The 21,236-nt window shown below is 55.8% G+C and carries 23 protein-coding genes; 19 read left to right on the forward strand and 4 right to left on the reverse strand.

The features are described 5' to 3' along the window. Nucleotides 1–16: 16 nt before the first annotated feature. Genes OGX97_RS13360 through acpT form a run of 17 tightly spaced genes read left to right on the forward strand, consistent with a single transcriptional unit; the run spans nucleotide 17 to nucleotide 14,107 of the window. Nucleotides 17–736: a beta-ketoacyl synthase chain length factor gene (locus tag OGX97_RS13360; protein ID WP_020996072.1), complete on the forward strand. Its 720-nt coding sequence runs from the start codon at nucleotides 17–19 to the stop codon at nucleotides 734–736. After that, entirely contained in the window at nucleotides 736–1,551 is an 816-nt protein-coding gene (locus OGX97_RS13365) for a lysophospholipid acyltransferase family protein (protein WP_020996071.1), read from the forward strand. The genes OGX97_RS13360 and OGX97_RS13365 overlap by 1 nt, the downstream gene beginning before the upstream one ends. Beyond that, nucleotides 1,532–1,789, forward strand: a complete 258-nt coding sequence (locus OGX97_RS13370; RefSeq protein WP_003827537.1) for a phosphopantetheine-binding protein — start codon at nucleotides 1,532–1,534, stop codon at nucleotides 1,787–1,789. Before OGX97_RS13365 ends, OGX97_RS13370 begins: the two co-directional genes overlap by 20 nt. Before the next feature lie 12 nt (nucleotides 1,790–1,801). Further along, a complete protein-coding gene (locus OGX97_RS13375; RefSeq protein ID WP_003827536.1) occupies nucleotides 1,802–2,053 on the forward strand; it encodes an acyl carrier protein in 252 nt (83 codons plus the stop codon). Nucleotides 2,054–2,059: 6 nt separating this feature from the next. Beyond that, nucleotides 2,060–2,641 carry a hypothetical protein gene (locus OGX97_RS13380; RefSeq protein ID WP_003827535.1) on the forward strand — a complete coding sequence of 194 codons (582 nt, stop codon included), beginning with the start codon at nucleotides 2,060–2,062 and terminating at the stop codon, nucleotides 2,639–2,641. Continuing rightward, nucleotides 2,638–3,999 (forward strand): AMP-binding protein, encoded by a 1,362-nt coding sequence (locus tag OGX97_RS13385; RefSeq protein ID WP_235126267.1) that lies wholly within the window; start codon nucleotides 2,638–2,640, stop codon nucleotides 3,997–3,999. Before OGX97_RS13380 ends, OGX97_RS13385 begins: the two co-directional genes overlap by 4 nt. Continuing rightward, nucleotides 3,986–4,339 (forward strand): ApeI family dehydratase, encoded by a 354-nt coding sequence (locus OGX97_RS13390; protein WP_235126265.1) that lies wholly within the window; start codon nucleotides 3,986–3,988, stop codon nucleotides 4,337–4,339. Before OGX97_RS13385 ends, OGX97_RS13390 begins: the two co-directional genes overlap by 14 nt. Further along, nucleotides 4,330–6,021: a glycosyltransferase family 2 protein gene (locus tag OGX97_RS13395; protein WP_032945278.1), complete on the forward strand. Its 1,692-nt coding sequence runs from the start codon at nucleotides 4,330–4,332 to the stop codon at nucleotides 6,019–6,021. Before OGX97_RS13390 ends, OGX97_RS13395 begins: the two co-directional genes overlap by 10 nt. Before the next feature lie 3 nt (nucleotides 6,022–6,024). Then, nucleotides 6,025–6,447 carry an acyl-CoA thioesterase gene (locus OGX97_RS13400; RefSeq protein WP_008786381.1) on the forward strand — a complete coding sequence of 141 codons (423 nt, stop codon included), beginning with the start codon at nucleotides 6,025–6,027 and terminating at the stop codon, nucleotides 6,445–6,447. Continuing rightward, a complete protein-coding gene (locus tag OGX97_RS13405; protein WP_235126263.1) occupies nucleotides 6,444–7,049 on the forward strand; it encodes a LolA family protein in 606 nt (201 codons plus the stop codon). The genes OGX97_RS13400 and OGX97_RS13405 overlap by 4 nt, the downstream gene beginning before the upstream one ends. Continuing rightward, the gene (locus OGX97_RS13410) at nucleotides 7,018–9,336 is read left to right on the forward strand and encodes an MMPL family transporter (RefSeq protein WP_235126261.1); all 2,319 of its coding nucleotides are present in this window, start codon (nucleotides 7,018–7,020) and stop codon (nucleotides 9,334–9,336) included. The genes OGX97_RS13405 and OGX97_RS13410 overlap by 32 nt, the downstream gene beginning before the upstream one ends. Next, nucleotides 9,333–9,917 (forward strand): DUF3261 domain-containing protein, encoded by a 585-nt coding sequence (locus OGX97_RS13415; protein ID WP_191215335.1) that lies wholly within the window; start codon nucleotides 9,333–9,335, stop codon nucleotides 9,915–9,917. The genes OGX97_RS13410 and OGX97_RS13415 overlap by 4 nt, the downstream gene beginning before the upstream one ends. Nucleotide 9,918: 1 nt before the next feature. Continuing rightward, the gene (locus OGX97_RS13420; protein ID WP_235126252.1) at nucleotides 9,919–11,088 is read left to right on the forward strand and encodes a beta-ketoacyl-[acyl-carrier-protein] synthase family protein; all 1,170 of its coding nucleotides are present in this window, start codon (nucleotides 9,919–9,921) and stop codon (nucleotides 11,086–11,088) included. Continuing rightward, entirely contained in the window at nucleotides 11,085–11,561 is a 477-nt protein-coding gene (locus tag OGX97_RS13425) for an ApeP family dehydratase (protein WP_235126250.1), read from the forward strand. The genes OGX97_RS13420 and OGX97_RS13425 overlap by 4 nt, the downstream gene beginning before the upstream one ends. After that, on the forward strand, nucleotides 11,558–12,289 hold the full coding sequence (locus OGX97_RS13430; RefSeq protein WP_191215333.1) for a 3-ketoacyl-ACP reductase FabG2: 732 nt from the start codon (nucleotides 11,558–11,560) through the stop codon (nucleotides 12,287–12,289). The genes OGX97_RS13425 and OGX97_RS13430 overlap by 4 nt, the downstream gene beginning before the upstream one ends. After that, nucleotides 12,286–13,515 carry a beta-ketoacyl-ACP synthase gene (locus OGX97_RS13435; protein ID WP_003827516.1) on the forward strand — a complete coding sequence of 410 codons (1,230 nt, stop codon included), beginning with the start codon at nucleotides 12,286–12,288 and terminating at the stop codon, nucleotides 13,513–13,515. Before OGX97_RS13430 ends, OGX97_RS13435 begins: the two co-directional genes overlap by 4 nt. A 1-nt stretch (nucleotide 13,516) precedes the next feature. Continuing rightward, the gene (acpT, locus tag OGX97_RS13440; protein ID WP_235126248.1) at nucleotides 13,517–14,107 is read left to right on the forward strand and encodes a 4'-phosphopantetheinyl transferase AcpT; all 591 of its coding nucleotides are present in this window, start codon (nucleotides 13,517–13,519) and stop codon (nucleotides 14,105–14,107) included. On the opposite strand, the gene OGX97_RS13445 is transcribed toward acpT, so the two are convergent. Then, nucleotides 14,099–14,605 carry a phenolic acid decarboxylase gene (locus tag OGX97_RS13445; RefSeq protein WP_235126239.1) on the reverse strand — a complete coding sequence of 169 codons (507 nt, stop codon included), beginning with the start codon at nucleotides 14,603–14,605 and terminating at the stop codon, nucleotides 14,099–14,101. The two genes, acpT and OGX97_RS13445, sit on opposite strands and share 9 nt — an antisense overlap. Before the next feature lie 99 nt (nucleotides 14,606–14,704). Between OGX97_RS13445 and OGX97_RS13450 the strand changes: the two genes are divergently transcribed. Both OGX97_RS13450 and nikR read left to right on the forward strand, forming a co-directional pair. After that, nucleotides 14,705–15,565: a LysR family transcriptional regulator gene (locus OGX97_RS13450; protein WP_235126237.1), complete on the forward strand. Its 861-nt coding sequence runs from the start codon at nucleotides 14,705–14,707 to the stop codon at nucleotides 15,563–15,565. 91 nt (nucleotides 15,566–15,656) lie between these two features. Then, the gene (gene nikR, locus OGX97_RS13460; RefSeq protein WP_003827507.1) at nucleotides 15,657–16,058 is read left to right on the forward strand and encodes a nickel-responsive transcriptional regulator NikR; all 402 of its coding nucleotides are present in this window, start codon (nucleotides 15,657–15,659) and stop codon (nucleotides 16,056–16,058) included. A gap of 104 nt (nucleotides 16,059–16,162) precedes the next feature. Here nikR and OGX97_RS13465 read toward each other — a convergent pair whose 3' ends face one another. From OGX97_RS13465 to OGX97_RS13475, 3 genes are read right to left on the reverse strand one after another with little or no spacing between them, the layout of a single operon-like run. Then, entirely contained in the window at nucleotides 16,163–17,287 is a 1,125-nt protein-coding gene (locus OGX97_RS13465) for an ABC transporter permease (protein WP_020996068.1), read from the reverse strand. Further along, the gene (gene rbbA, locus OGX97_RS13470) at nucleotides 17,287–20,034 is read right to left on the reverse strand and encodes a ribosome-associated ATPase/putative transporter RbbA (RefSeq protein ID WP_279850869.1); all 2,748 of its coding nucleotides are present in this window, start codon (nucleotides 20,032–20,034) and stop codon (nucleotides 17,287–17,289) included. The genes OGX97_RS13465 and rbbA overlap by 1 nt, the downstream gene beginning before the upstream one ends. After that, nucleotides 20,031–21,098, reverse strand: coding sequence for an HlyD family secretion protein (locus tag OGX97_RS13475; RefSeq protein WP_003827499.1), 1,068 nt, complete (start codon nucleotides 21,096–21,098; stop codon nucleotides 20,031–20,033). Before OGX97_RS13475 ends, rbbA begins: the two co-directional genes overlap by 4 nt. Between the last annotated feature and the right edge of the window lie 138 nt (nucleotides 21,099–21,236).

A 21,236-nucleotide genomic window follows, 5' to 3' on the forward strand; every position in this document is an offset into this window, starting at 1 on the left:
CCGCGGATACGCGTTGATGAAATTTGCTTTCAACATTATTGACTGGCAGGCCAAGGCACCAGGGTTAAGCGAAACAGAACAGTGGCATGAATGGTCACGGCTTTCGCACGCCATCGATCCCACCGCGCCGTTGGCTAAGCTCCATGAGTTACCGATGATGACAGCTCGCCGCCTCAGTTCCGGCAGCAAACTGGCCGTCGATTGCGGTCTGGCGATGCTTCGCCGTCATGATATCAATGCCGTTTTGTATACCAGCCGCCATGGTGAACTGGAGCGTAACTACAGGATCCTACACGCTCTTGCGACTGAGCAAGCGCTCTCACCGACCGATTTTGCCCTTTCTGTCCATAACTCTGCTGTGGGTAACTTGACCATCGCCGCAAAAAAACCGATTGTCTCCTCCTCGCTTTCTGCTGGCAGGGATACATTCCAGCAGGGGTTATGCGAAGTCATCGGGCTGTTGCAGGCGGGATATCAGCGCGTATTGATGGTCGATTTCGACGGTTTTCTGCCCGAGTTTTATCACCCACAGTTACCACCAGACATGCCAACGTGGCCGTTTGCCGTCGCGCTGGTTATTGAATCCGGTGATAGCTGGCAATGTGAAACCCGTCCACACAGCGCACAGGACGAGACAACGTTGCCGCAAAGCCTGTTGTTTTTACAACATTACTTACAAGATGCCAGGGCGTTTACCCTGCCTGGCGAACGCGTACAGTGGCAGTGGAGTCAGTGATGAACACGATGATCCTGCGGCTTAACCGGGTATGGCGACTGGTGATGACCGGTTTTTGCTTTGCCCTGTTTGGCCTCGGCGGGCTCCTCCTATCTACGATTTGGTTTAACGTCCTGCTGATCGCGGTATGGGATAAAGCCCGACGTCGGCGTATCGCCAGACGCAGTATCGCCGCCAGTTTTCGCCTCTTCTTAACCGTGGCGAAGCGGCTTGGCGTGCTGGATTACCAGATTGAAGGGCGAGACATTTTACGCAACGAACAAGGGTGTCTTGTCGTCGCCAACCACCCGACGCTGATCGACTATGTCCTACTGGCCTCGGTCATGCCAGAAACCGACTGTCTGGTGAAAAGTGCACTACTAAAAAATCCTTTTCTCGGCGGCGTAGTCCGGGCCGCAGATTATCTGATTAACAGCCAGGCTGATGCGCTATTGCCCGCTTGCCAGCAACGTCTGGAGCAAGGCGATACCATTTTAATTTTCCCCGAGGGAACCCGTACACGCCCCGGAGAAGCAATGACGTTACAGCGTGGTGCGGCGAATATCGCCGTGCGCTGCAGCAGTGATTTACGCATAGTGACTATTAACTGCAGCGAACAAATGCTGGATAAAGAAAGCCAATGGTACAACGTCCCATCTGTAAAACCGATGTTTACCATTTCAGTACACGAACGGGTTAAGATCGACCAATTTTACGACGCAAACTCACAAGAACCGGCGCTGGCCGCAAGGCAGTTGAACCGGCATCTTTTGCTTCAATTACAACCAGGTACTTTACCTCTTTCAGGAATTAATGATGCAAGCGCTTTATCTTGAAATCAAAAATCTCATTATAACGACATTGAATCTCGACGAACTGACAGCTGATGATATTGAAACCGAAGCGGCACTCTTTGGCGATGGCTTAGGTCTGGACTCAATCGATGCCCTGGAGCTGGGTCTGGCGGTGAAAAACGAGTATGGCGTGATCCTCTCAGCAGAGAGCGAAGAAATGCGTCAGCACTTCTTCTCCGTCGCCACGCTGGCATCTTTCATTCACGCGCAACGTGCCTGAGGATAGTCCGTTATGACCGAACAAAAAGCCATTTACGCAGAAGTCTCCTCGCTGCTGGTCAAGCTGTTTGAAGTTGACCCGCAAGATATCAAGCCTGAGGCGCGCCTGTACGAAGATTTGGAACTCGATAGCATCGATGCCGTCGACATGATCGTGCATCTGCAAAAGAAAACCGGTAAGAAAATCAAGCCGGAAGAGTTCAAAGCAGTACGCACCGTACAAGATGTCGTCGATGCGGTAGAACGCCTTCTCAAAGAAGCGTAATTCTCCGTGTCGGGCACACGCTCGTTGCCAGTCGTACAACTGCTGACAGGTCTACTGTTGCTGGCCTGGCCGTTTTTGATCTGGTTTGGCCTGGCGCATAACAGTCTGCACTGGTTGCTACCGTTGATGGCGCTACTCCTTTTTTTACGCTTTCGCCAGACCCGGCGACAGGCGGGGCCGCTGCGCGTCGTGACACAGGTAGTGGCGGTCGCGGGTATCACCTTGTGCATTGCCAGTTATCTGCTCAAAACGCACCAGCTGCTGCTGTTTTATCCGGTAGTGGTAAACGCCGTTATGCTGTCGGTTTTTGGTGGATCGTTATGGTCAGCAATGCCCATTGTTGAACGTCTGGCACGACTGCGCGACCCAAATCTGCCCGATGCGGGCGTGCGCTATACGCGCCGTGTGACACAAATCTGGTGCGCCTTTTTCATCATCAATGGCAGCGTTGCGCTCTTTACCGCACTGAATGGCGATATGACCCTGTGGACCACCTGGAACGGCATGGTTTCCTATCTGCTAATGGGAACATTGATGGTAGGCGAGTGGTTAATTCGCCAACTGGTGATAAAACGAGATACCCAATGAAGCAGCCCCTCACACTCGCTCAATGGCTCTGTGCCCCACGTCCGGACGACGTTCCTGTTGCGTGGCAGGAAGAGCATACCTGGACGCTTGGCCATCTGCGCCATGATGTGGCCCAGTTGATAACATATCTGCGACAGCAGGAAGGTGAACGCTGGGCATTGTGCTTCGAGAACAGCTATTTATTCATCGTCGCGCTGCTGGCAACGCTCCATGCCGGCAAAACACCGGTGATCCCAGGACATTGTCGCGTTTCGTTGTTAAACGAGCAGCACTTGCTGTTTGACGGCGTACTGAGCGATAAAGCGATGGACTGGCAGGGAACGCTGCGGGTGGTCAGCTCCGCCATGACATCCGTGGCTCACGACATCACGTTCCCAGCAATACGCAGTGACGCCTTTGTGGAGCTATTCACTTCCGGTTCGACCGGCCAGCCGAAACGCGTGATCAAACCGATCGCTCGTCTGGATAGCGAAGCGGCATTGCTCGCTACACGCTTTGCCGATCGTCTGGCAGGTTGCCGGGTGGTCGCGTCAGTGGTACCGCAACATCTGTATGGCCTGACGTTCCGTATCTTTTTGCCGATGGCCTTAGGTCTGCCGCTGCACGCGGCGATGCTTTGGTATGCCGAACAACTAGCGGCGCTGAGCGCTGAGCATCGGTATGCGTTTATCAGCAGCCCGGCGTTTCTGAAACGCCTCGACCACAACCTGACACCGCCGCCGGTCGAACTGATTTTGTCTGCGGGCGGCATGCTGCCCTGGCAGGACGTCGCGCAGGCTGCTGACTGGCTAAATGTCTGGCCCGATGAGATCTACGGCAGCACTGAGACCGGGATCCTTGCGTGGCGCTATCGCCATCAGGATGATGTGGCATGGCTGCCCTTTCCCGGCGTCAGATTCCAGTCAGAAGACGACGCATTTCGTGTGTTTTCACCGCTAATTAACGCTGATGATGGCCTGTTACTCGATGACGTTCTGCAGTTTATCGAAAATGGACAGTTCCGCCTGATGGGCAGACGCGGGCGGGTGGTCAAAATTGAAGAGAAACGTATTTCACTCAGCGAAGTGGAACAACGTTTACTGGCACTGGATGGTATCTGTGAAGTCGCGGCATTGCCGGTCTCACGTGGAGGACGTCAGGGCGTTGGCGTCCTGCTGGTACTGGATGACGAAGCCCGGCAACGCTGGCTTGAGTGCGGTGGTAAACCGCAAGAACTGACCTGGCGACGTTCGCTGCTGCCCTGGCTGGAGCCTGTCGCGGTTCCCCGCTACTGGCGGGTGATTGATGAGATTCCGGTCAACAGTATGAACAAGCGTGTCTATGCGCAATTACAGGAGTTATTTCATGAAACCCCATGAAATCGAGCGCCATCAGGCACTGCCTCACCAGGCTGAGATTGTTTTACAACTAGACCCTTCTCTGTTTTGGTTCAGCGGGCATTTTAGCGTGCAGCCACTGCTGCCGGGCGTTGCACAGCTGAACTGGGCGATGGATTACGCCACCACGCTGCTGGCCCCTGGCTGGCGTTTTCACAGTATTCAAAACGTGAAGTTCCAGTCGCCGTTATTGCCAGAGGCCACCGTCACCCTGAGTCTGAGCTGGCAGGAAGCGCGTCAGATGCTCTCTTTTAGCTACCAGCGCCACGACGTTGACGTGCGCCATACCGCCAGCAGCGGGAAGATTCGGTTATGCCGCTAACCTTTTCCCCGTGCGTGTTGATCCCCTGCTACAACCACGGCGCGATGATGTCGGACGTGTTGGATCGTCTTCAGCCGTTCAATCTCCCCTGCATTGTGGTAGACGATGGCAGTGACGAGACTACACGAGATGAACTGGCACGCCTGGCGGCAGAATACAGCAATCTGACGTTAATTCGCCTGCCCATCAACGCAGGCAAAGGCGCGGCGGTTATTCGCGGAATGCAGACGGCGGCAGATGCCGGGTTCAGTCATGCCGTGCAAGTCGATGCCGACGGGCAACATGCCATTGAAGATATTCCCAGGCTGCTTGCATTGGCAAAAGAACATCCGACAGCACTGATTTCCGGGCAACCGATTTACGATGATTCGGTTCCTCGCTCGCGCCTGTACGGTCGTTGGGTAACCCATATCTGGGTGTGGATAGAAACGCTCTCGTTGCAGATCAAAGACAGTATGTGCGGCTTCCGGGTGTATCCGGTGGCCCCCACGCTGCAACTGGCACAGCGCGTAACGCTCGGCAAACGGATGGATTTTGATACTGAAGTGATGGTGCGCCTCTACTGGCAAGGCAACACCAGCTATTTTATCCCCACGCGAGTCACCTATCCGCAGGACGGGCTATCCCATTTCGACGCGCTTAAAGACAATTTGCACATTTCATTGATGCACACTCGCCTGTTCTTTGGCATGTTGCCACGCATCCCCTCCCTGCTTTGTCGTCGTTCATCGACACACTGGGCGCAGCAACAGGAAGTCAAAGGGTTGTGGGGAATGCGCCTGATGCTACTGGTCTGGCGTGTACTGGGTCACAAAGCCTTCTCCCTGCTACTGTATCCGGTCGTCGGCGTATACTGGCTCAGCGCTTCAACTGCCCGAAAAGCCTCTCAACGCTGGATTAGCCGCGTAAGGGCGCAACTGATCACACGGCGGATGCCAGTACCGCCAAACCTGACCAGTTATCAGCATTTCCTGCGTTTTGGCGGCGCGATGCTGGATAAGATCGCCAGCTGGCGTGGTGAGCTGCACTTCGGTCGCGATGTGATTTTTGCACCAGGTGCAGAAACGACGCTGAATATCAGCGATCCTCGGGGAAAACTACTACTGGCTTCACATCTTGGCGATGTCGAAGCCTGTCGGGCACTGGCCCAGCTACAGGGCAGTAAAACAATCAATGCGCTGGTATTTAGCGATAACGCCCAACGCTTTAAACAAATCATGCAAGAGATGGCCCCGCAGGCTGGATTAAATCTGCTCCCGGTGAACAGTATTGGTCCAGATACTGCCATTCTGCTCAAAGAGAAATTGGAGCGCGGTGAATGGGTAGCCATCGTAGGCGATCGCATCGCAGTCAATCCCCAACGCGGCGGCGAGTGGCGCGTGTGCTGGAGCCGCTTTATGGGGCAAAACGCGCCATTCCCTCAGGGCCCGTTTATTCTCGCGTCTATTTTACGCTGCCCTGTAGATCTGATTTTTGCCCTGCGCCAGCAGGAGAAACTCCACATCTACTGCGAACCGTTTGCCGACCCGCTGCTCTTACCGCGTGCCACACGACAACAGGCATTACAGAATACTGTCGATCGCTACGCCGAACGCCTTGAGCACTATGCGCTTCAGTCGCCCCTAGACTGGTTTAACTTTTTCGATTTCTGGCAACTGCCGGATACCAATGACAAGGAGTAAAGGGTGCTTAACGATCCCCGCTTTACGGCTGAAGTCGAGCTAACTATTCCGTTTCACGACGTCGATATGATGGGCGTAGCGTGGCATGGTAACTACTTCCGTTACTTCGAGATTGCCCGTGAGGCACTGCTGAACCAATTCGATTATGGCTATCGGCAGATGAAAGAATCCGGCTATCTGTGGCCCGTGGTCGACACTCGGGTGAAGTATCGCAATGCGCTGACTTTCGAGCAGCGTATCCGTGTACGCGCCCAAATTAAAGAGTACGAAAATCGCCTGCATATCGGCTACGAAATTTTTGATGCCGAAACAGGTAAACGCGCCACAACAGGCTACACCATCCAGGTCGCCGTCGACGAAAAAAGCCGTGAACTGTGCTTTGTCAGCCCGGATATTCTGTTTGAACGGATGGGAGTGACACCATGAAATTATGGCCATTGCTCGTGCTGCTCGTCAGCCCTTTCGTCAGTGCCCTGACGCTCGACTCCCTACAACAGCGTTTTACCGAACAACCGGTGGTTCGCGCCCACTTCGATCAAACCCGGACGATAAAGGATCTGCCGCAGCCGCTGCGATCTCAGGGCAATATGTTGATCGCCCGCGACCAGGGGTTGCTGTGGGATCAAACGTCCCCGTTCCCCATGCAACTGCTGCTGGACGACAAACGGATGGTTCAGGCAATTAACGGTCAACCACCGCAGACCATTACCGCTGAGAATAACCCGCAAATGTTCCAGTTTAATCATCTGCTACGGGCGTTATTCCAGGCGGATCGTAAAGTGCTGGAACAAAACTTCCGCGTGGAGTTTGCAGACTTAGGAGAAGGTCGCTGGACGCTACGCCTGACGCCAATCACCACACCACTGGATAAGATTTTTGCGACGATTGATTTAGCAGGAAAGACCTACCTGGAGAGCATTCAGCTCAATGATAAGCAGGGTGATCGCACCGATATCGCGCTTTCCCAACACCAACTAACGCCAGCGCAACTGACCGATGACGAACGCCAACGCTTTGCCGCCCAGTAAACGCCCCGCGCTGTTATGGGGAGTCGTCTGCCTGCTTCTGCTGGGCATCTTTCTGACGCTGCTACCTCAGGCCCGCCTTAACAGCAGCGTGCTGGCCATGTTGCCAAAGCAGACGCTGGGCGCTTTACCTCCGGGTCTTAACGAGGGATTTATGCAGCGCCTTGACCGTCAGGTGGTCTGGCTAGTGAGCCCCGGTAAGCAACCGGACCCAGCTATAGCCCGGGACTGGCTGGCTTTACTGCAAAAATCGCACGCGCTAGCCCAGGTAAAAGGTCCAATGGATGCCGACAGCCAGCAAGCCTGGGGGGCATTCTTCTGGCAACATCGTAACGGCCTGATAGATAACGAGACCCGCGCCCGGCTGCAAAACGGCGGCGAAGCGCAGGGCCAGTGGATCCTGTCCCAACTTTACTCCGCATTCTCCGGCGTCAGTGGCAAAGAGCTACAAAACGATCCCTTCATGCTGATGCGAGGCTCGCAGCTGGCCATGGCCAAAACCGGGCAGCGTCTGCGCCTGATGGACGGCTGGCTTGTCACCCAGGATGAGCAAGGCAACTATTGGTATCTGTTACATGGCGAGTTGACCGGCTCATCGTTTGATATGCAACAGACGCATCAATTGGTCACCACGCTGAATACGCTGGAGGGTGAGCTCAAAGCCCACTATCCACAGGCTCAACTGCTGTCTCGCGGGACGCTGTTCTATAGCGATTACGCCAGCCAGCAGGCGAAACAAGATATCTCTACCCTCGGCATAGCCACTGTGCTCGGGGTGATCCTGCTCATCGTGGCTGTATTTCGTTCGCTGCGTCCGCTGCTGCTGTGCCTGATTTCGATTGGCATTGGTGCGCTGGCGGGGACCGTCGTCACGCTGCTGATTTTTGGCGAGCTCCATCTGATGACGCTGGTGATGAGCATGAGCATCATCGGTATTTCCGCCGACTATACGCTCTACTATTTGACCGAACGGATGGTGCACGGTGCGGAAACATCGCCATGGCAAAGCCTTGCCAAAGTGCGCAATGCCCTGCTCCTGGCTCTACTCACCACCGTAGCGGCTTATCTGATTATGATGCTGGCCCCCTTCCCCGGTATTCGCCAGATGGCGGTATTCGCGGCGGTAGGTCTGAGCGCCTCCTGCCTGACGGTCATTTTCTGGCACCCGTGGCTGTGTCGTCGGTTGCCGGTACGCCCGGTGCCGGCAATGGTACTCATGCTACGCTGGCTTGCTGCATGGCGGCGGAATAAGAAATTATCCGTTGGCCTGCCGGTGGCGCTGGCGTTGTTCTCGTTGGCAGGTATGGCGACGCTACGCGTAGATGATGATATCTCCCAGTTACAGGCGCTGCCGCAGGGTATTCTTGCTCAGGAAAAAGCGATTACCGCCCTGACCGGGCAAAGCGTCGACCAGAAGTGGTTTGTGGTGTACGGCAAATCCGCTCAGCAAACGCTGGAGCGGCTGGAGACCTTTATCCCCGCGCTGGAACAGGCAAAAAAAGATGGTTTACTCAGCGGATATCGCACCATTCCGCTCAATTCACTCGCCCGGCAACAGCAGGATCTGTCTCTGCTAAAAGATGCCGCGCCCGCCATCACGAAAGCCTTAAACAACGCCGGTCTGGCAACGGTGAACCCCGATCTTAGCGCCATGCCCGTAACCGTCGATGCCTGGCTTGCCAGCCCGGCCAGTGAAGGCTGGCGCTTGCTATGGTTGTCTCTGGCTGATGGCGAAAGCAGCGTACTGGTTCCCGTTGAAGGGGTGAAACAAAGTGATGCATTAAATACGCTCAGCGCGAAATATTCCGGCGTGGCGTGGGTGGATCGTAAGAGCAGCTTTGACAACCTGTTTGCCCTTTATCGCCATATTCTGACCGGTCTGCTGTGCATTGCGCTGGCGGTGATTGCCTGTGGCGCCGTCATTCGGCTTGGCTGGCGTAAGGGCTTAATTAGCCTGGTCCCCTCAGTGCTGTCTTTAGGTTGCGGTCTGGCGGTACTGGCCCTGAGCGGTCATGCGCTCAACCTGTTCTCGCTGCTGGCACTGGTGCTGGTACTGGGAATTGGCATTAACTACACGCTGTTTTTCAGTAATCCACGCGGTACGCCACTGACATCGCTGCTGGCTATCACGCTGGCAATGATGACCACGCTCCTGACGCTCGGCATGCTGGTCTTTAGCGCCACTCAGGCAATCAGCAGTTTTGGCATTGTGCTAGTGAGCGGTATTTTCACCGCCTTCCTGCTGTCACCGCTGGCGATGCCAGGAAAAAAAGAGAAAAAAAGAAGATGATTAAACAGACATTTTGGCGCACCGCTGCGCTCGTCGCCACGTTGCTGCTGGCCAGTTGCAGCCACTCGCAGCCGGAACAGAAAGGCCGCCCGCAAGCCTGGTTAGAGCCGGGGACTCGTGTAACGCTACCTGCCCCGGGGATTTCTCCCGCGGTGAATTCACAACAGCTACTAACCGGAAGTTTTAACGGCAAAACTCAGTCACTGTTGGTCATGCTCAATGCTGATGACAAGAAAATCACACTTGCCGGGCTGTCATCAGTCGGCATTCGCCTGTTCCTCGTGACTTACGATGAAAAAGGACTGCACACCGAGCAATCGATCATCGTTCCACAATTGCCGCCAGCCAGCCAGGTGCTGGCTGACGTGATGCTAAGTCATTGGCCGATTAGCGCCTGGCAACCGCAATTACCCACAGGCTGGACGCTCGTCGATACGGGTGACACGCGTGAGCTGCGCAATGCCCGCGGCAAAGTGGTCACGGAAATCACGTATCTGAATCGAAAAGGAAAACGCGAACCGATCAGCATTGAACAGCACGTTTTTAAATACCACATCACCATTCAATACCTGGGTGACTGAGATGATCTACATTTCTGCCGTTGGCATGATTAATGCGTTGGGCAATAACACTGATGAAATCGCAGCCAATCTCACTCGTGGCATAGCGCCGGGAATGCGCCCGCGCACGGGCTGGCTGCAAGGACACCCATCCGCCGTGTTAGCAGGCGTTGACGGTGAGCTGCCCGCTATTCCTCAGCACTTTAGCGCTCATCGTTCGCGCAACAACCAGCTATTGCTGGCAGCCCTGATGCAAATCCAGCCGCAGGTGGACGACGCTATCGCCCGATTTGGTCGCGATCGTATTGCTGTTGTTCTCGGCACCAGCACCTCCGGCCTGGATGAGGGTGACGTTCACGTAGATTTGATACTCAACGGCAAAGAGAGCACTGACTGGCGCTATCCGCAACAGGAACTGGGCGATCCGTCGCGTTTTCTTAGCCACTGGCTGGCGCTGGATGGCCCGGCCTTTACGCTCTCAACCGCCTGCTCGTCCAGTGCAAGAGCTATCATGAGCGGACGTCGTTTGATCGAATCTGGTCTGGTCGATATCGCCATCGTCGGCGGTGCGGATACGCTAAGCCGAATGCCAATCAACGGATTCCACAGTCTGGAATCACTCTCCCCAACGCTGTGTCAGCCGTTTGGCCGCAACCGTTGTGGGATCACCATTGGCGAAGGCGCCGCATTGATGGTATTAACCCGCGAGCCACAGCCTATCGCGCTCCTTGGCGTCGGCGAATCCAGCGACGCGTACCATATTTCGGCTCCCCATCCACAGGGGGAAGGTGCCATTCGCGCCATCGGCCAGGCGCTTAACGACGCAGGAATGACGCCGGAACATGTGGGCTATATCAATCTGCACGGTACCGCCACACCGTTAAACGATCAGATTGAGTCCAACGTCGTGAGCGCGCTATTTGGCGAAACGGTCCCGTGCAGTTCAACCAAACACCTGACCGGGCACACGCTGGGCGCTGCGGGGATCACCGAAGCAGCGATCAGTATGCTGATTCTGCAACGCGAGCTGCCGCTGCCGCCGCAGGATTTTAGCCAGTCGCCACGCGATGAAACATTGCCACCCTGCGGCATCATTGAACAGCCGCAGCCGCTAACTCGCCCGGTTATCTTGTCTAATTCGTTTGCCTTCGGTGGCAATAATGCCAGCATCCTGCTCGGGAGAACCTCATGAGCCACTTTTTACCACCGGGTGATTATTTACCGCATGATGCGCCGATGCTGCTTCTTGAAGAGGTCGTCAGTGTGGCGGACGAAACCGCCACCTGCCACGTGATGGTATCAGCAAACAGCGTACTGGCCCCTTTTCTCGACCTTGATGGCAATCTGCCTGGTTGGTTCGCACTGGAACTGATGGCGCAGACCATTGGCGTCTGGTCTGGCTGGCACCGCCAGCAACAAGGTCAGGCGAGTACTACGTTAGGTATGGTACTGGGCGCACGTGAGTTAGTCTGTGCTACAGGTGTTCTGCCTGCCGGGAAGACGCTGAGCATCCATGTCAAATTGCTGATGCAGGATGCACGATTCGGTAGCTTTGAATGTGCCATCCAGGCAGACAACGAGACGCTGGCAACCGGTCGAGTCAACACCTTCCAGCCGACATCAGAAGAAATTAACACGCTATTTCAACAAGGAGCGTCCACATGAGCCGTTCAGTTTTAGTTACGGGTGCCAGCAAAGGTATCGGTCGCGCCATCGCCAGACAACTGGCCGCGGACGGTTTTGTGGTCGGCGTACACTATCATCGCGATGTGCAAGGAGCACAAGAAACGCTGGATGCTATCCTCGCCGCTGGCGGCGCAGGGCGCCTGTTGACATTTGACGTTGCCAATCGCGAGCAGTGCCGTGAAATACTGTCGCAAGATATTGAGGCAAACGGCGCATGGTACGGTATTGTCAGCAACGCTGGAGTCACTCGGGATGCCGCTTTCCCTGCGCTCAGTGATAACGACTGGGATTCGGTGATCCATACCAACCTCGACAGCTTTTACAACGTCATTCATCCGTGCATTATGCCGATGATCAGCGCACGCCAGGGGGGCCGTATCATCACATTGTCTTCGGTTTCGGGCGTGATGGGCAACCGCGGTCAGGTCAATTACAGTGCGTCAAAAGCCGGAATTATTGGTGCCACCAAAGCGCTGGCTATCGAACTGGCAAAACGCAAAATTACCGTAAACTGCATTGCACCGGGACTCATTGATACCGGGATGATCGAGATGGAAGAAGCCGCATTGAAAGAGGCGATGTCGATGATTCCCATGAAACGAATAGGTCAGGCTGAAGAAGTGGCCGGGCTTGCCAGTTATTTAATGTCGGATGTGGCGGGCTATGTAACTCGCCAGGTGATTTCCATCAATGGAGGGATGTTATGACACGTCGTGTCGTGATTACAGGCATGGGCGGCGTCACCGCCTTTGGGGAAAACTGGCAGGCTGTCTCCGCCAGGTTATTGGCATATGAAAATGCGGTACGCAAAATGCCGGAGTGGCAGGTTTATGACGGACTGCACACACTGCTGGGAGCGCCGATCGACGACTTCACTCTGCCGGAACACTATACCCGCAAGCGAATTCGCGCCATGGGGCGCGTATCGCTGATGTCCACCCGCGCAACAGAGCTGGCGCTTGAGCAGGCCGGGCTGATTGGCGATCGGGTACTGACTAACGGTGAAACCGGGATCGCTTATGGTTCATCAACCGGTAGTACCGGTCCAGTGAGCGAGTTCGCGACCATGCTGACCGAGAAACACACCAATAACATCACCGGCACGACCTACGTGCAAATGATGCCGCATACCACTGCCGTTAACACCGGATTGTTTTTCGGTCTGCGTGGGCGAGTCATCCCGACATCCAGCGCCTGCACATCCGGTAGCCAGGCAATTGGTTACGCATGGGAAGCCATTCGACACGGCTATCAAACGGTGATGGTCGCCGGCGGCGCAGAAGAACTGTGTCCTTCCGAAGCCGCCGTGTTTGATACGTTATTCGCAACCAGCCAGCGCAACGACGAGCCGAAAACCACCCCATCCCCGTTCGATGAAAAACGCGATGGTCTGGTCATCGGAGAAGGTGCAGGTACGCTAGTGCTGGAAGAGCTGGAACACGCTAAAGCGCGCGGAGCAACGATTTATGGTGAAATCGTTGGCTTTGCCACTAACTGCGATGCAGCCCATATCACCCAGCCGCAGCGCGAAACAATGCAGATTTGCATGGAAAAATCACTGAATATGGCAGGTATTAGTGCCCGGGATATCGGCTATATTTCAGCGCACGGAACCGCAACCGATCGTGGTGATGTTGCAGAAAGTCAGGCAACCTCTGCAATTTATGGTGATAATGTTCCGCTATCCTCGCTTAAAAGCTATTTTGGACATACCCTTGGCGCTTGTGGCGCACTAGAGGCCTGGATGAGTCTGCAAATGATGCGTGAAGGCTGGTTTGCGCCTACGCTAAATTTGAGCCAGCCAGATGCCAATTGTGGCGCGCTGGATTACATTATGGGTGAAGCCCGCAAGATTGATTGCGAGTTTTTGCAGAGCAACAACTTTGCGTTTGGCGGCATAAATACTTCTATCATCATTAAACGTTGGCCGTGATATGTACCGGATCGTTCTTGGGAAAGTTTCTGTTTTAAGCGCAGGTGCATTGCCTGCCGCACTGAGTGAGCAAGCGCCGCAAGGTGCTCGCCGTGCGCGCTGGCTGGCCGGTCGCGTGCTGCTTTCCCATACCCTTTCGCCATTGCCGGACATCATCTATGGCGAGCAAGGAAAACCGACCTTTTCTGCTGACACGCCGCTGTGGTTCAATCTCAGCCACAGCGGTGATGATATCGCCCTGCTGCTCAGCGACGAAGGGGAAGTCGGCTGCGATATAGAAGTCGTTCGCCCGCGCGATAACTGGCAAACGCTGGCAAATACGGTATTCAGTCTTGGTGAACATGCCGAAGTCGAGGCCGAACGCCCGGAACAACAGTTGGCGGCGTTCTGGCGCATCTGGACGCGTAAAGAAGCTATCGTGAAGCAGCGCGGCGGCAGTGCCTGGCAAATCGTCAGCGTCGACAGTACCGCGCTAACTTCCTCACTCTCAGTCAGCCAGTGCCAGCTCGATACCCTGAGCCTGGCGGTGTGCACCCCCACGCCGTTTACCCTGACAGCAGACGCCGTGCAGCGACTGGAAGCCTTAGCGTAAATTTTCCGGGAAGTTTTTCGGCAGCTCGCTCGCCGCACAGGCAATAACGTCATCATTGTTCGCGCCGCAGTCACGTACGAAAGTGATGGTCGCGAACTCATCAATCACCTCGGTGGGATACGCCGGGCCGGCATCGCGGTACGACACCATCAGCGGAATATGGTCATTCTGGAAGCAGACCGTTTTTTCCGGATTATTGATCACCCAGCGAGGGAAAAAGATGGTGCCGTGAAAGAGTTTGTCACCCAGATTTACGATCAGGCTGACGTCGGTCCCGGTCGGTTCGGTCCACGAAATTTTATAAACGCTCTCCCCCACCCGCACAATATAGGCCCGCTGATCTTTCACCCAACGATTCCCCACAATACCGCTGTGAATGCGGTAATCCAGCGTAGTGTCGTTTTTCACGTAGATCTCGTAATTCCAGCCATTATCGTAGGTATAGACCAGATGTTTGCCGACAAATCCGCTTAAATCATGTTTATCAAACGCACTCATATTCGTTCTCCTCTTACTTGATGCGAGGATCTTAACGCTTCAAAAATTGGATGAATAACGCTATGTTTGCATCAAATTCATTCAATTATTAGATGAGTTATGCACAAAACAACCCTCGAGCAGTGGGCCCTATTGGAGAAAGTGGTGGAGCTGGGAAGCTTCGCTAAAGCGGCGGAAGAGACCAACCGTAGCCAGTCTTCGGTAAGCTACAATCTGGCACTGTTACAGGAGCGACTTGGCGTAACGCTGCTGACCCCGGAAGGGCGCAGGGCTGTCCTGACCCCGGCCGGAGGGCTATTGCTCAATCAGGTCAAACCGCTACTGAAGGCCTTTTTATGGGTGGAAACCCGGGCCGCAACGTTACAAAACGGTACGCGAACGCGGCTGGATTTGATGGTAGATAGCATCTTCCCACGCAAACGCCTGTTTGCCATTCTCAAACAGTTTCAGCAGGCCTGGCCGCAAACGCAGGTGCGTCTGACCGAAGTCCTGGAGAATGGCGATGCTCGACTGGCAGCACATGCCGATGCGGACGTAATGGTCCTGACCCGGCGTCAGGATGTCACCGGACGCGGCGAATGGCTGATGAATATTGACTTCGTGGCCGTGGCCCACCGCGATCACCCACTCTGCATGCTGGATGCGCCGCTGAATGAAGACGCATTACGCGCCTGGCCGCTGATTCGCATTGCCGATCGCGACAACCCACAACAACCGGTGCGCGATGCCTGGACCTTCTCGACCATTGATGCCGCGATTGATGCGGTGATGTATCAGGTCGGTTACGGCTGGCTGCCTGAGGAACGTATTCAGACGCAGCTTGATCAGGGGCTTTTACGCCCACTGCCGTTAAGCCATGGTGCTCGCCGCGCCACGCCTTTGCATCTGATCGTTAAAGATACGCTTGCCCCGCTGGATGAACAGGTCAGTACTCTGCTGCGTTTATTGCGAGAGCATTAACCTTTTCCCCGGATGCCGGACGTGTGTTACAAAATACGCTATTCCCCTTACTCCCTGTGCGCCAACGCGCCACATGAAAGGTTAACTGCAGATGCAACGAGTCACCATTACCCTCGATGACGATTTACTGGAAACGCTCGACGGCCTGAGTCAGCGCCGTGGCTACAACAACCGTTCCGAAGCGATCCGCGATATTCTGCGTGGCGCGCTGGCGCAGGAAACTACCCTTGAACACGGCACTCAGGGCTTCGCGGTGCTCTCGTATGTTTATGAGCATGAGAAGCGTGATCTGGCCAGCCGTATTGTTTCTACCCAACACCACCACCACGATTTATCGGTCGCCACGCTGCACGTGCACATCAACCACGACGACTGTCTGGAAATCGCCGTGCTAAAAGGCGACATGGGCGATGTGCAGCATTTTGCCGATGACGTGATTTCCCAGCGCGGCGTGCGCCACGGCCATTTACAGTGCCTGCCGAAAGAAGAGTAATTGCCTGTTTCGTTGCGGGATGCCGGATGGCGGCTACGCCTTATCCGGCCTACGTCCGTTACCGTTTGTAGGCCAGGCAAGCGAAGCGCCCCCGGCAATAATGATTACGCCATCGTACCAATCGTCTTTCTGAAACGCAGCAGTGCTATCAGGAAGAACGCGCTGCCAATCGCCAGCAGCGTCAGAAACTGCGGCCAGACAATGCTAAACCCGGCGCCGCGATAAAGTATCGCCTGCGCGAGACTGACGAAATGGGTAGTCGGCATGGTCAGCATAATGTCCTGCACCGCCTGCGGCATGCTTTCACGCGGTGTGGAGCCACCTGAGAGCATCTGTAACGGCAGCAGCACCAGAATCATCAGCAGCCCCAACTGCGGCATGGAGCGCGCCAGCGTGCCCATAAAAATGCCGATCGAGGTGGTGGCGAACAGGCTCAGCGCCACGCCCAGCATAAACAACGGTATCGAACCTTCAATCGGCACCCCGAGCACGCCTTTTACCATCAGCATCAGCGACAGACCGGAAACCACCAGCACCACCAGCCCCATCGACCAGATTTTTGCCATCATGATCTCAAACGGCGTCACCGGCATCACCAGCAGATGTTCAATGGTCCCGTGCTCGCGTTCGCGGATCAGCGCCGAACCGGTCAGCACAATCGCCAACATGGTGATGTTGTTGATAATCGCCATCACCGCACCAAAGCGGGCGGGTTCCAGATTAGGGTTAAAGCGCATGCGCATTTCCAGCGCCACCGGCGGCTCATTGTTATCGCGGTAACGCGCCACAAAGCTGTTCACCTCGCCGCTGATGATATTCTGGATATAGCTGTTGCCGGTAAACGCCTGGCTCATCCGCGTGGCATCGACGTTAACCTGTATATCCGGTTGTCGTCCGGCCAGCACATCACGCTGAAAATCAGGCGGAATGTTTACGGCGAAGGTATAGCGCCCGGCGTCCAGCCCGGCATCCATTTCATCGGCAGTGATCATCTCCGGCGGTAAAAACCACGGGCGATAAAAGCTGTTCACAATCCGATTCGACAACTGCGACTGGTCCATATCGGCAATAGCAATCGGTGCCAGATGCAGCGAACCCGGCAGGACGGTCGCGGAAGAATAAACCGAAATCGTGAAGGCGAAGACGATCAGCGTCAGCATCGCTTTGTCACCCAACAGGCTGCGCAACTCTTTGATGCCGAGGTTATAAATATTGCGTAATCGGCGCATCACCCCTCCTGTTTTTTCAGCAGTAATACGCTCAGACCAATCACCACCGGAATGGCTACCGCCAGCGGAATAAACAGCTGCCAGAGATCGGTCAGATCCAACGCTTTAGAGAACGTTCCGCGCGTGATGGTCAGAAAATGGCTGGTCGGATAAATTTCACCAATCCACCGACCCGGCCCTTCCAGCGAGGCAACTGGGTCGATCATTCCGGAAAACTGCGTCGCCGGGATCAGCGTAATAATCGCCGTACCAAAAATGGCCGCGATCTGGCTTTTCATAAACGTGGAGATTAACAGCCCCAGCCCGGTGGCAATGGTGACGTACAGCAGCACAGCCAGCGTCAGGGTCACAAAGCTCCCCTTATGCGGAACGCCGAATACAAACACCGACAGCGCGCACAACAGCAGGAAGTTCAGCATGCCCAGCACGATGTACGGCAACTGTTTGCCGAGTAAAAACTCGCTGCGGGTCGTGGGCGTAACGTACAGATTGATAATCGACCCCAGCTCTTTCTCACGCACCACGCTGAGGGCGCTGAGCATGGAAGGGATCATCATCAACAGCAGTGGGATCACTGCCGGAACAATCGCCGGTAGACTCTTCACATCCGGGTTGTAACGATAGCGAGTTTCAATGGTCATCAGCCCGTTTTGCCCGCTGGCATTTGGCTGGCGCGCCATCACATCCTGCAGCCAGGTCTGGTGCATCGCCTGCACGTAACCCCTGACCGTTTCAGCGCGGCTTGGCATTGCGCCATCGACCCAGACGCCAATCTTCACCGGCGTTCCACGCGCGATATCGCGGCCAAAATTTGGCGGAATTTCAATTGCTACCGCAACTTCACCTGAACGCATCCGTTTGTCCAGCTCGTCATAACTGGTGAGCGGCGGTTGCTCGATAAAATAGCGCGATCCCGCCAGATTCAGCGTCCACGCCTGGCTGCTGACGGTCTGGTCGCGATCGAGCACCGAAAAACGCAGGTTTTCCACATCCATGCTGATGCCGTAGCCCATGATAAGCATCAGGATCACTGTGCCCATCAGCGCCAGCGTTGAACGTACCGGGTCACGTCGCAGCTCCAGCGCTTCACGACGGCTGTAGCTGAACAAGCGCCGCAGGCTAAAGCCTTGCCGCGGCGGCTTACTGTTTTCATGCACTGTCTGGACATTGGCTGGCGCTAACTGAGCTTCCGGCGCCGGGCCTGCCGCTTCCTGCAACCAGGAGATAAACGCCTCTTCCAGACTGGCAGCTCCACGCTGTTTCACCAGCTCCTGCGGCGTACCGCTGGCCAGTACTTTTCCGGCGTGCATCAGCGACATGCGGTCGCAGCGCTCCGCTTCGTTCATAAAGTGGGTGGAGATAAAAATGGTCACTTTGTCCTGGCGCGACAGATCAACCATCAGTTGCCAGAACATATCCCTCGCTACCGGATCGACCCCGGAGGTCGGTTCATCAAGAATGAGCATCTCCGGGCGATGGATCACCGCCACCGCCAGCGACAGGCGTTGACGGATCCCCAACGGCAGCGCACCGGGCAGCGCATCTTCGACATCGGTCAGCGAAAAGCGCTCACTCATCTCCTGCACCCGCCCAGGGATTTCTGCTTCGGGGATATGGAACAGCCGCGCATGTAGTTCGAGGTTTTGCCGGACGGTCAGCTCGTTGTAGAGCGAAAATGCCTGCGACATATAGCCTACCCGGCGGCGGGTATCGATATTTTTCGGGTCAACCGCTTGCCCAAACAGCCACGCCTCGCCTTCGCTTGCGGGCAGCAGTCCGGTGAGCATTTTCATGGTGGTGGATTTACCGCAGCCGTTGGAGCCGAGAAAACCGAAGATTTCCCCGCGCGGAATGCGGAAGTTAACGTGGTCCACCGCCACAAATTTACCGAAGCGCATGGTCAGGTTTTTCGCCTCGATGGCAATCTCTTCCTGCTCAGCGTGATACGGCGGGATCACTACCGGTTTATGCGCCTGGCGCTGGGCTTCAGGTAACAGCGCGATAAACGCCTGCTCCAGCGTGTTGCTGTTGGTTTGCTCACGTAGCTGCTGCGCGCTCCCGGTAGCTAACACCTCCCCGGCGTTCATCGCCACCAGCCAGTCAAAGCGCTCGGCTTCTTCCATATAAGCGGTCGCAACCAGCACGCTCATGTTGGTCTGCCGCTGGCGAATGCTGTTAATCAGATCCCAGAACTGGGCGCGGGACAGCGGGTCGACCCCGGTGGTGGGTTCATCGAGAATTAACAGTTCCGGGTCGTGGATTAACGCGCAGCACAGCCCCAGCTTTTGCTTCATCCCGCCCGAGAGTTTCCCGGCAGGACGGTCGCGAAACGGTGCCAGTCCGGTGCTATTCAGCAGCTCGGTAATCCGCGCCTCACGCTCCGCTTTGTCATGCCCAAACAGGCGGGCAAAGAAATCGACGTTCTCATATACCGACAGCGTGTGATACAGGTTTTTCCCCAGCCCCTGCGGCATCCAGGCAATGCGCGGGCAGACATCCCGGCGATGTTTTGGGTCGCGCATATCGCCGCCCAGCACCATCACGTTGCCGTGTTCAATGACCCGAGCGCCGGAGATGAGCGACAGCAGGCTCGATTTTCCGACACCATCCGGGCCAATCAACCCCACCATACAGCGGGCAGGGATATCCAGCGTGATATTGTTCAGCGCTACCGTTTTCCCGTAATGCTGACTCACGCCGTCAAGGTGCGCCACGGGAGGAACGGGAACCAGCGCCAGATGCGTCATTGCGGCAACCTCACCACCAGGTCGTCAGGCCAGGCGCGACTTTCATCAACACGCACCCACGCCATGCCCGGCAGACCGGTTTTCACGTACTCCAGATGCTGCTGCAACAGCTCTGGCGGGATACGCGCTTTGACGCGAAACATCAGTTTCAGCCGTTCATCGCTGGTTTCGACCGTTTTCGGCGTGAACTGCGCGACGCTAGCCACAAAGCTGATGGTCGCCGGAATACGCAGATCCGGCGCAGCATCCAGCACCAGACGCGCTTCTCCGCCAATCTTCAGTAAACCAGCCTGTTCGGTTGGCAAGAAGAACGTCATGTAGACATCGCTGAGATCGACCATATTCAGCACGCGACCGCCCGCGGAAAGCACCTCGCCAGGTTCAGCTACGCGGTACTGTACGCGACCATCCCGCGGGGCTTTCAGCTCGCTGTCATCAATATCAGCCGCAATACGACGTTCGGTAGCCTGCGCGGCTTCTACGCGGGTTTGCGCCTGAATGATACTGGTGCGGGCGGCTTCAATTGCGGCTTTTGCCGCAGAGACCTGCGCCTTTGCGGATTCCAGTGCAGCGCGTGCGCTTTCTGCCGCAGCCCTGTCGTCATCCAGCTGTTGCTCAGACACAGCCCCACGCTGAGATAGCGAACGGGAGCGGACGTGGCGTTTAGAGACCGACTGCAGTTCCGCCTCACGCTGTTTTACCACCGACTGCGCGGCGCGCATTTCACTTTGCCGCTGCTCTAACAGCGCCCGCGCCGCCGCCACCGCACTTTCGGCCTCTTTGATTTGGGCTACCGCTTCCAGCCGCTGCTCCTGCAGCACGCGGGTATCCATTTTCGCCAGCACTTCGCCCTGACGAACAAACTGCCCTTCCGACACGAGGATCGTGTCAATTCGCCCGGCAATTTTGGTGGCAATATCCACTTCAGTGGCTTCAATTCTGCCGTTGCTGGCTGCAAACCCCTCCGGTATTCCCGCAGGACGAAGCATCCACCATGCTATCGCGGCCACCACGACCAGGATGCCCGCCACCCACCACATCATATGACGTTTAAACTTATCCATATTCGACCCGCCGTAATCCCTGTTATCAAACGATGCGTGTCACAAAGCCCACTGAACAGCTATTCAGCGGGGGATTCCATCCGGGATAAGAAGGAATGAGAAACAATGGCCAGAGAGCAGACAGGCATGTAAGCAACC

The sequence above is a fragment of the Citrobacter sp. Cpo061 genome, assembly GCF_030332845.1.
GTDB lineage: Bacteria > Pseudomonadota > Gammaproteobacteria > Enterobacterales > Enterobacteriaceae > Citrobacter > Citrobacter portucalensis.

Bases quoted from the DNA above. Each gene is read 5' to 3' on its own strand.
- OGX97_RS13360 (WP_020996072.1), top strand. From the start codon at position 17: ATGAAATTTGCTTTCAACATTATTGACTGGCAGGCCAAGGCACCAGGG.
- OGX97_RS13365 (WP_020996071.1), top strand. From the start codon at position 736: ATGAACACGATGATCCTGCGGCTTAACCGGGTATGGCGACTGGTGATG.
- OGX97_RS13370 (WP_003827537.1), top strand. From the start codon at position 1,532: ATGCAAGCGCTTTATCTTGAAATCAAAAATCTCATTATAACGACATTG.
- OGX97_RS13375 (WP_003827536.1), top strand. From the start codon at position 1,802: ATGACCGAACAAAAAGCCATTTACGCAGAAGTCTCCTCGCTGCTGGTC.
- OGX97_RS13385 (WP_235126267.1), top strand. From the start codon at position 2,638: ATGAAGCAGCCCCTCACACTCGCTCAATGGCTCTGTGCCCCACGTCCG.
- OGX97_RS13390 (WP_235126265.1), top strand. From the start codon at position 3,986: ATGAAACCCCATGAAATCGAGCGCCATCAGGCACTGCCTCACCAGGCT.
- OGX97_RS13395 (WP_032945278.1), top strand. From the start codon at position 4,330: ATGCCGCTAACCTTTTCCCCGTGCGTGTTGATCCCCTGCTACAACCAC.
- OGX97_RS13405 (WP_235126263.1), top strand. From the start codon at position 6,444: ATGAAATTATGGCCATTGCTCGTGCTGCTCGTCAGCCCTTTCGTCAGT.
- OGX97_RS13410 (WP_235126261.1), top strand. From the start codon at position 7,018: ATGACGAACGCCAACGCTTTGCCGCCCAGTAAACGCCCCGCGCTGTTA.
- OGX97_RS13415 (WP_191215335.1), top strand. From the start codon at position 9,333: ATGATTAAACAGACATTTTGGCGCACCGCTGCGCTCGTCGCCACGTTG.
- OGX97_RS13420 (WP_235126252.1), top strand. From the start codon at position 9,919: ATGATCTACATTTCTGCCGTTGGCATGATTAATGCGTTGGGCAATAAC.
- OGX97_RS13425 (WP_235126250.1), top strand. From the start codon at position 11,085: ATGAGCCACTTTTTACCACCGGGTGATTATTTACCGCATGATGCGCCG.
- OGX97_RS13430 (WP_191215333.1), top strand. From the start codon at position 11,558: ATGAGCCGTTCAGTTTTAGTTACGGGTGCCAGCAAAGGTATCGGTCGC.
- OGX97_RS13435 (WP_003827516.1), top strand. From the start codon at position 12,286: ATGACACGTCGTGTCGTGATTACAGGCATGGGCGGCGTCACCGCCTTT.
- acpT (WP_235126248.1), top strand. From the start codon at position 13,517: ATGTACCGGATCGTTCTTGGGAAAGTTTCTGTTTTAAGCGCAGGTGCA.
- OGX97_RS13445 (WP_235126239.1), bottom strand. From the start codon at position 14,605: ATGAGTGCGTTTGATAAACATGATTTAAGCGGATTTGTCGGCAAACAT.
- OGX97_RS13450 (WP_235126237.1), top strand. From the start codon at position 14,705: ATGCACAAAACAACCCTCGAGCAGTGGGCCCTATTGGAGAAAGTGGTG.
- nikR (WP_003827507.1), top strand. From the start codon at position 15,657: ATGCAACGAGTCACCATTACCCTCGATGACGATTTACTGGAAACGCTC.
- OGX97_RS13465 (WP_020996068.1), bottom strand. From the start codon at position 17,287: ATGCGCCGATTACGCAATATTTATAACCTCGGCATCAAAGAGTTGCGC.
- rbbA (WP_279850869.1), bottom strand. From the start codon at position 20,034: ATGACGCATCTGGCGCTGGTTCCCGTTCCTCCCGTGGCGCACCTTGAC.
- OGX97_RS13475 (WP_003827499.1), bottom strand. From the start codon at position 21,098: ATGGATAAGTTTAAACGTCATATGATGTGGTGGGTGGCGGGCATCCTG.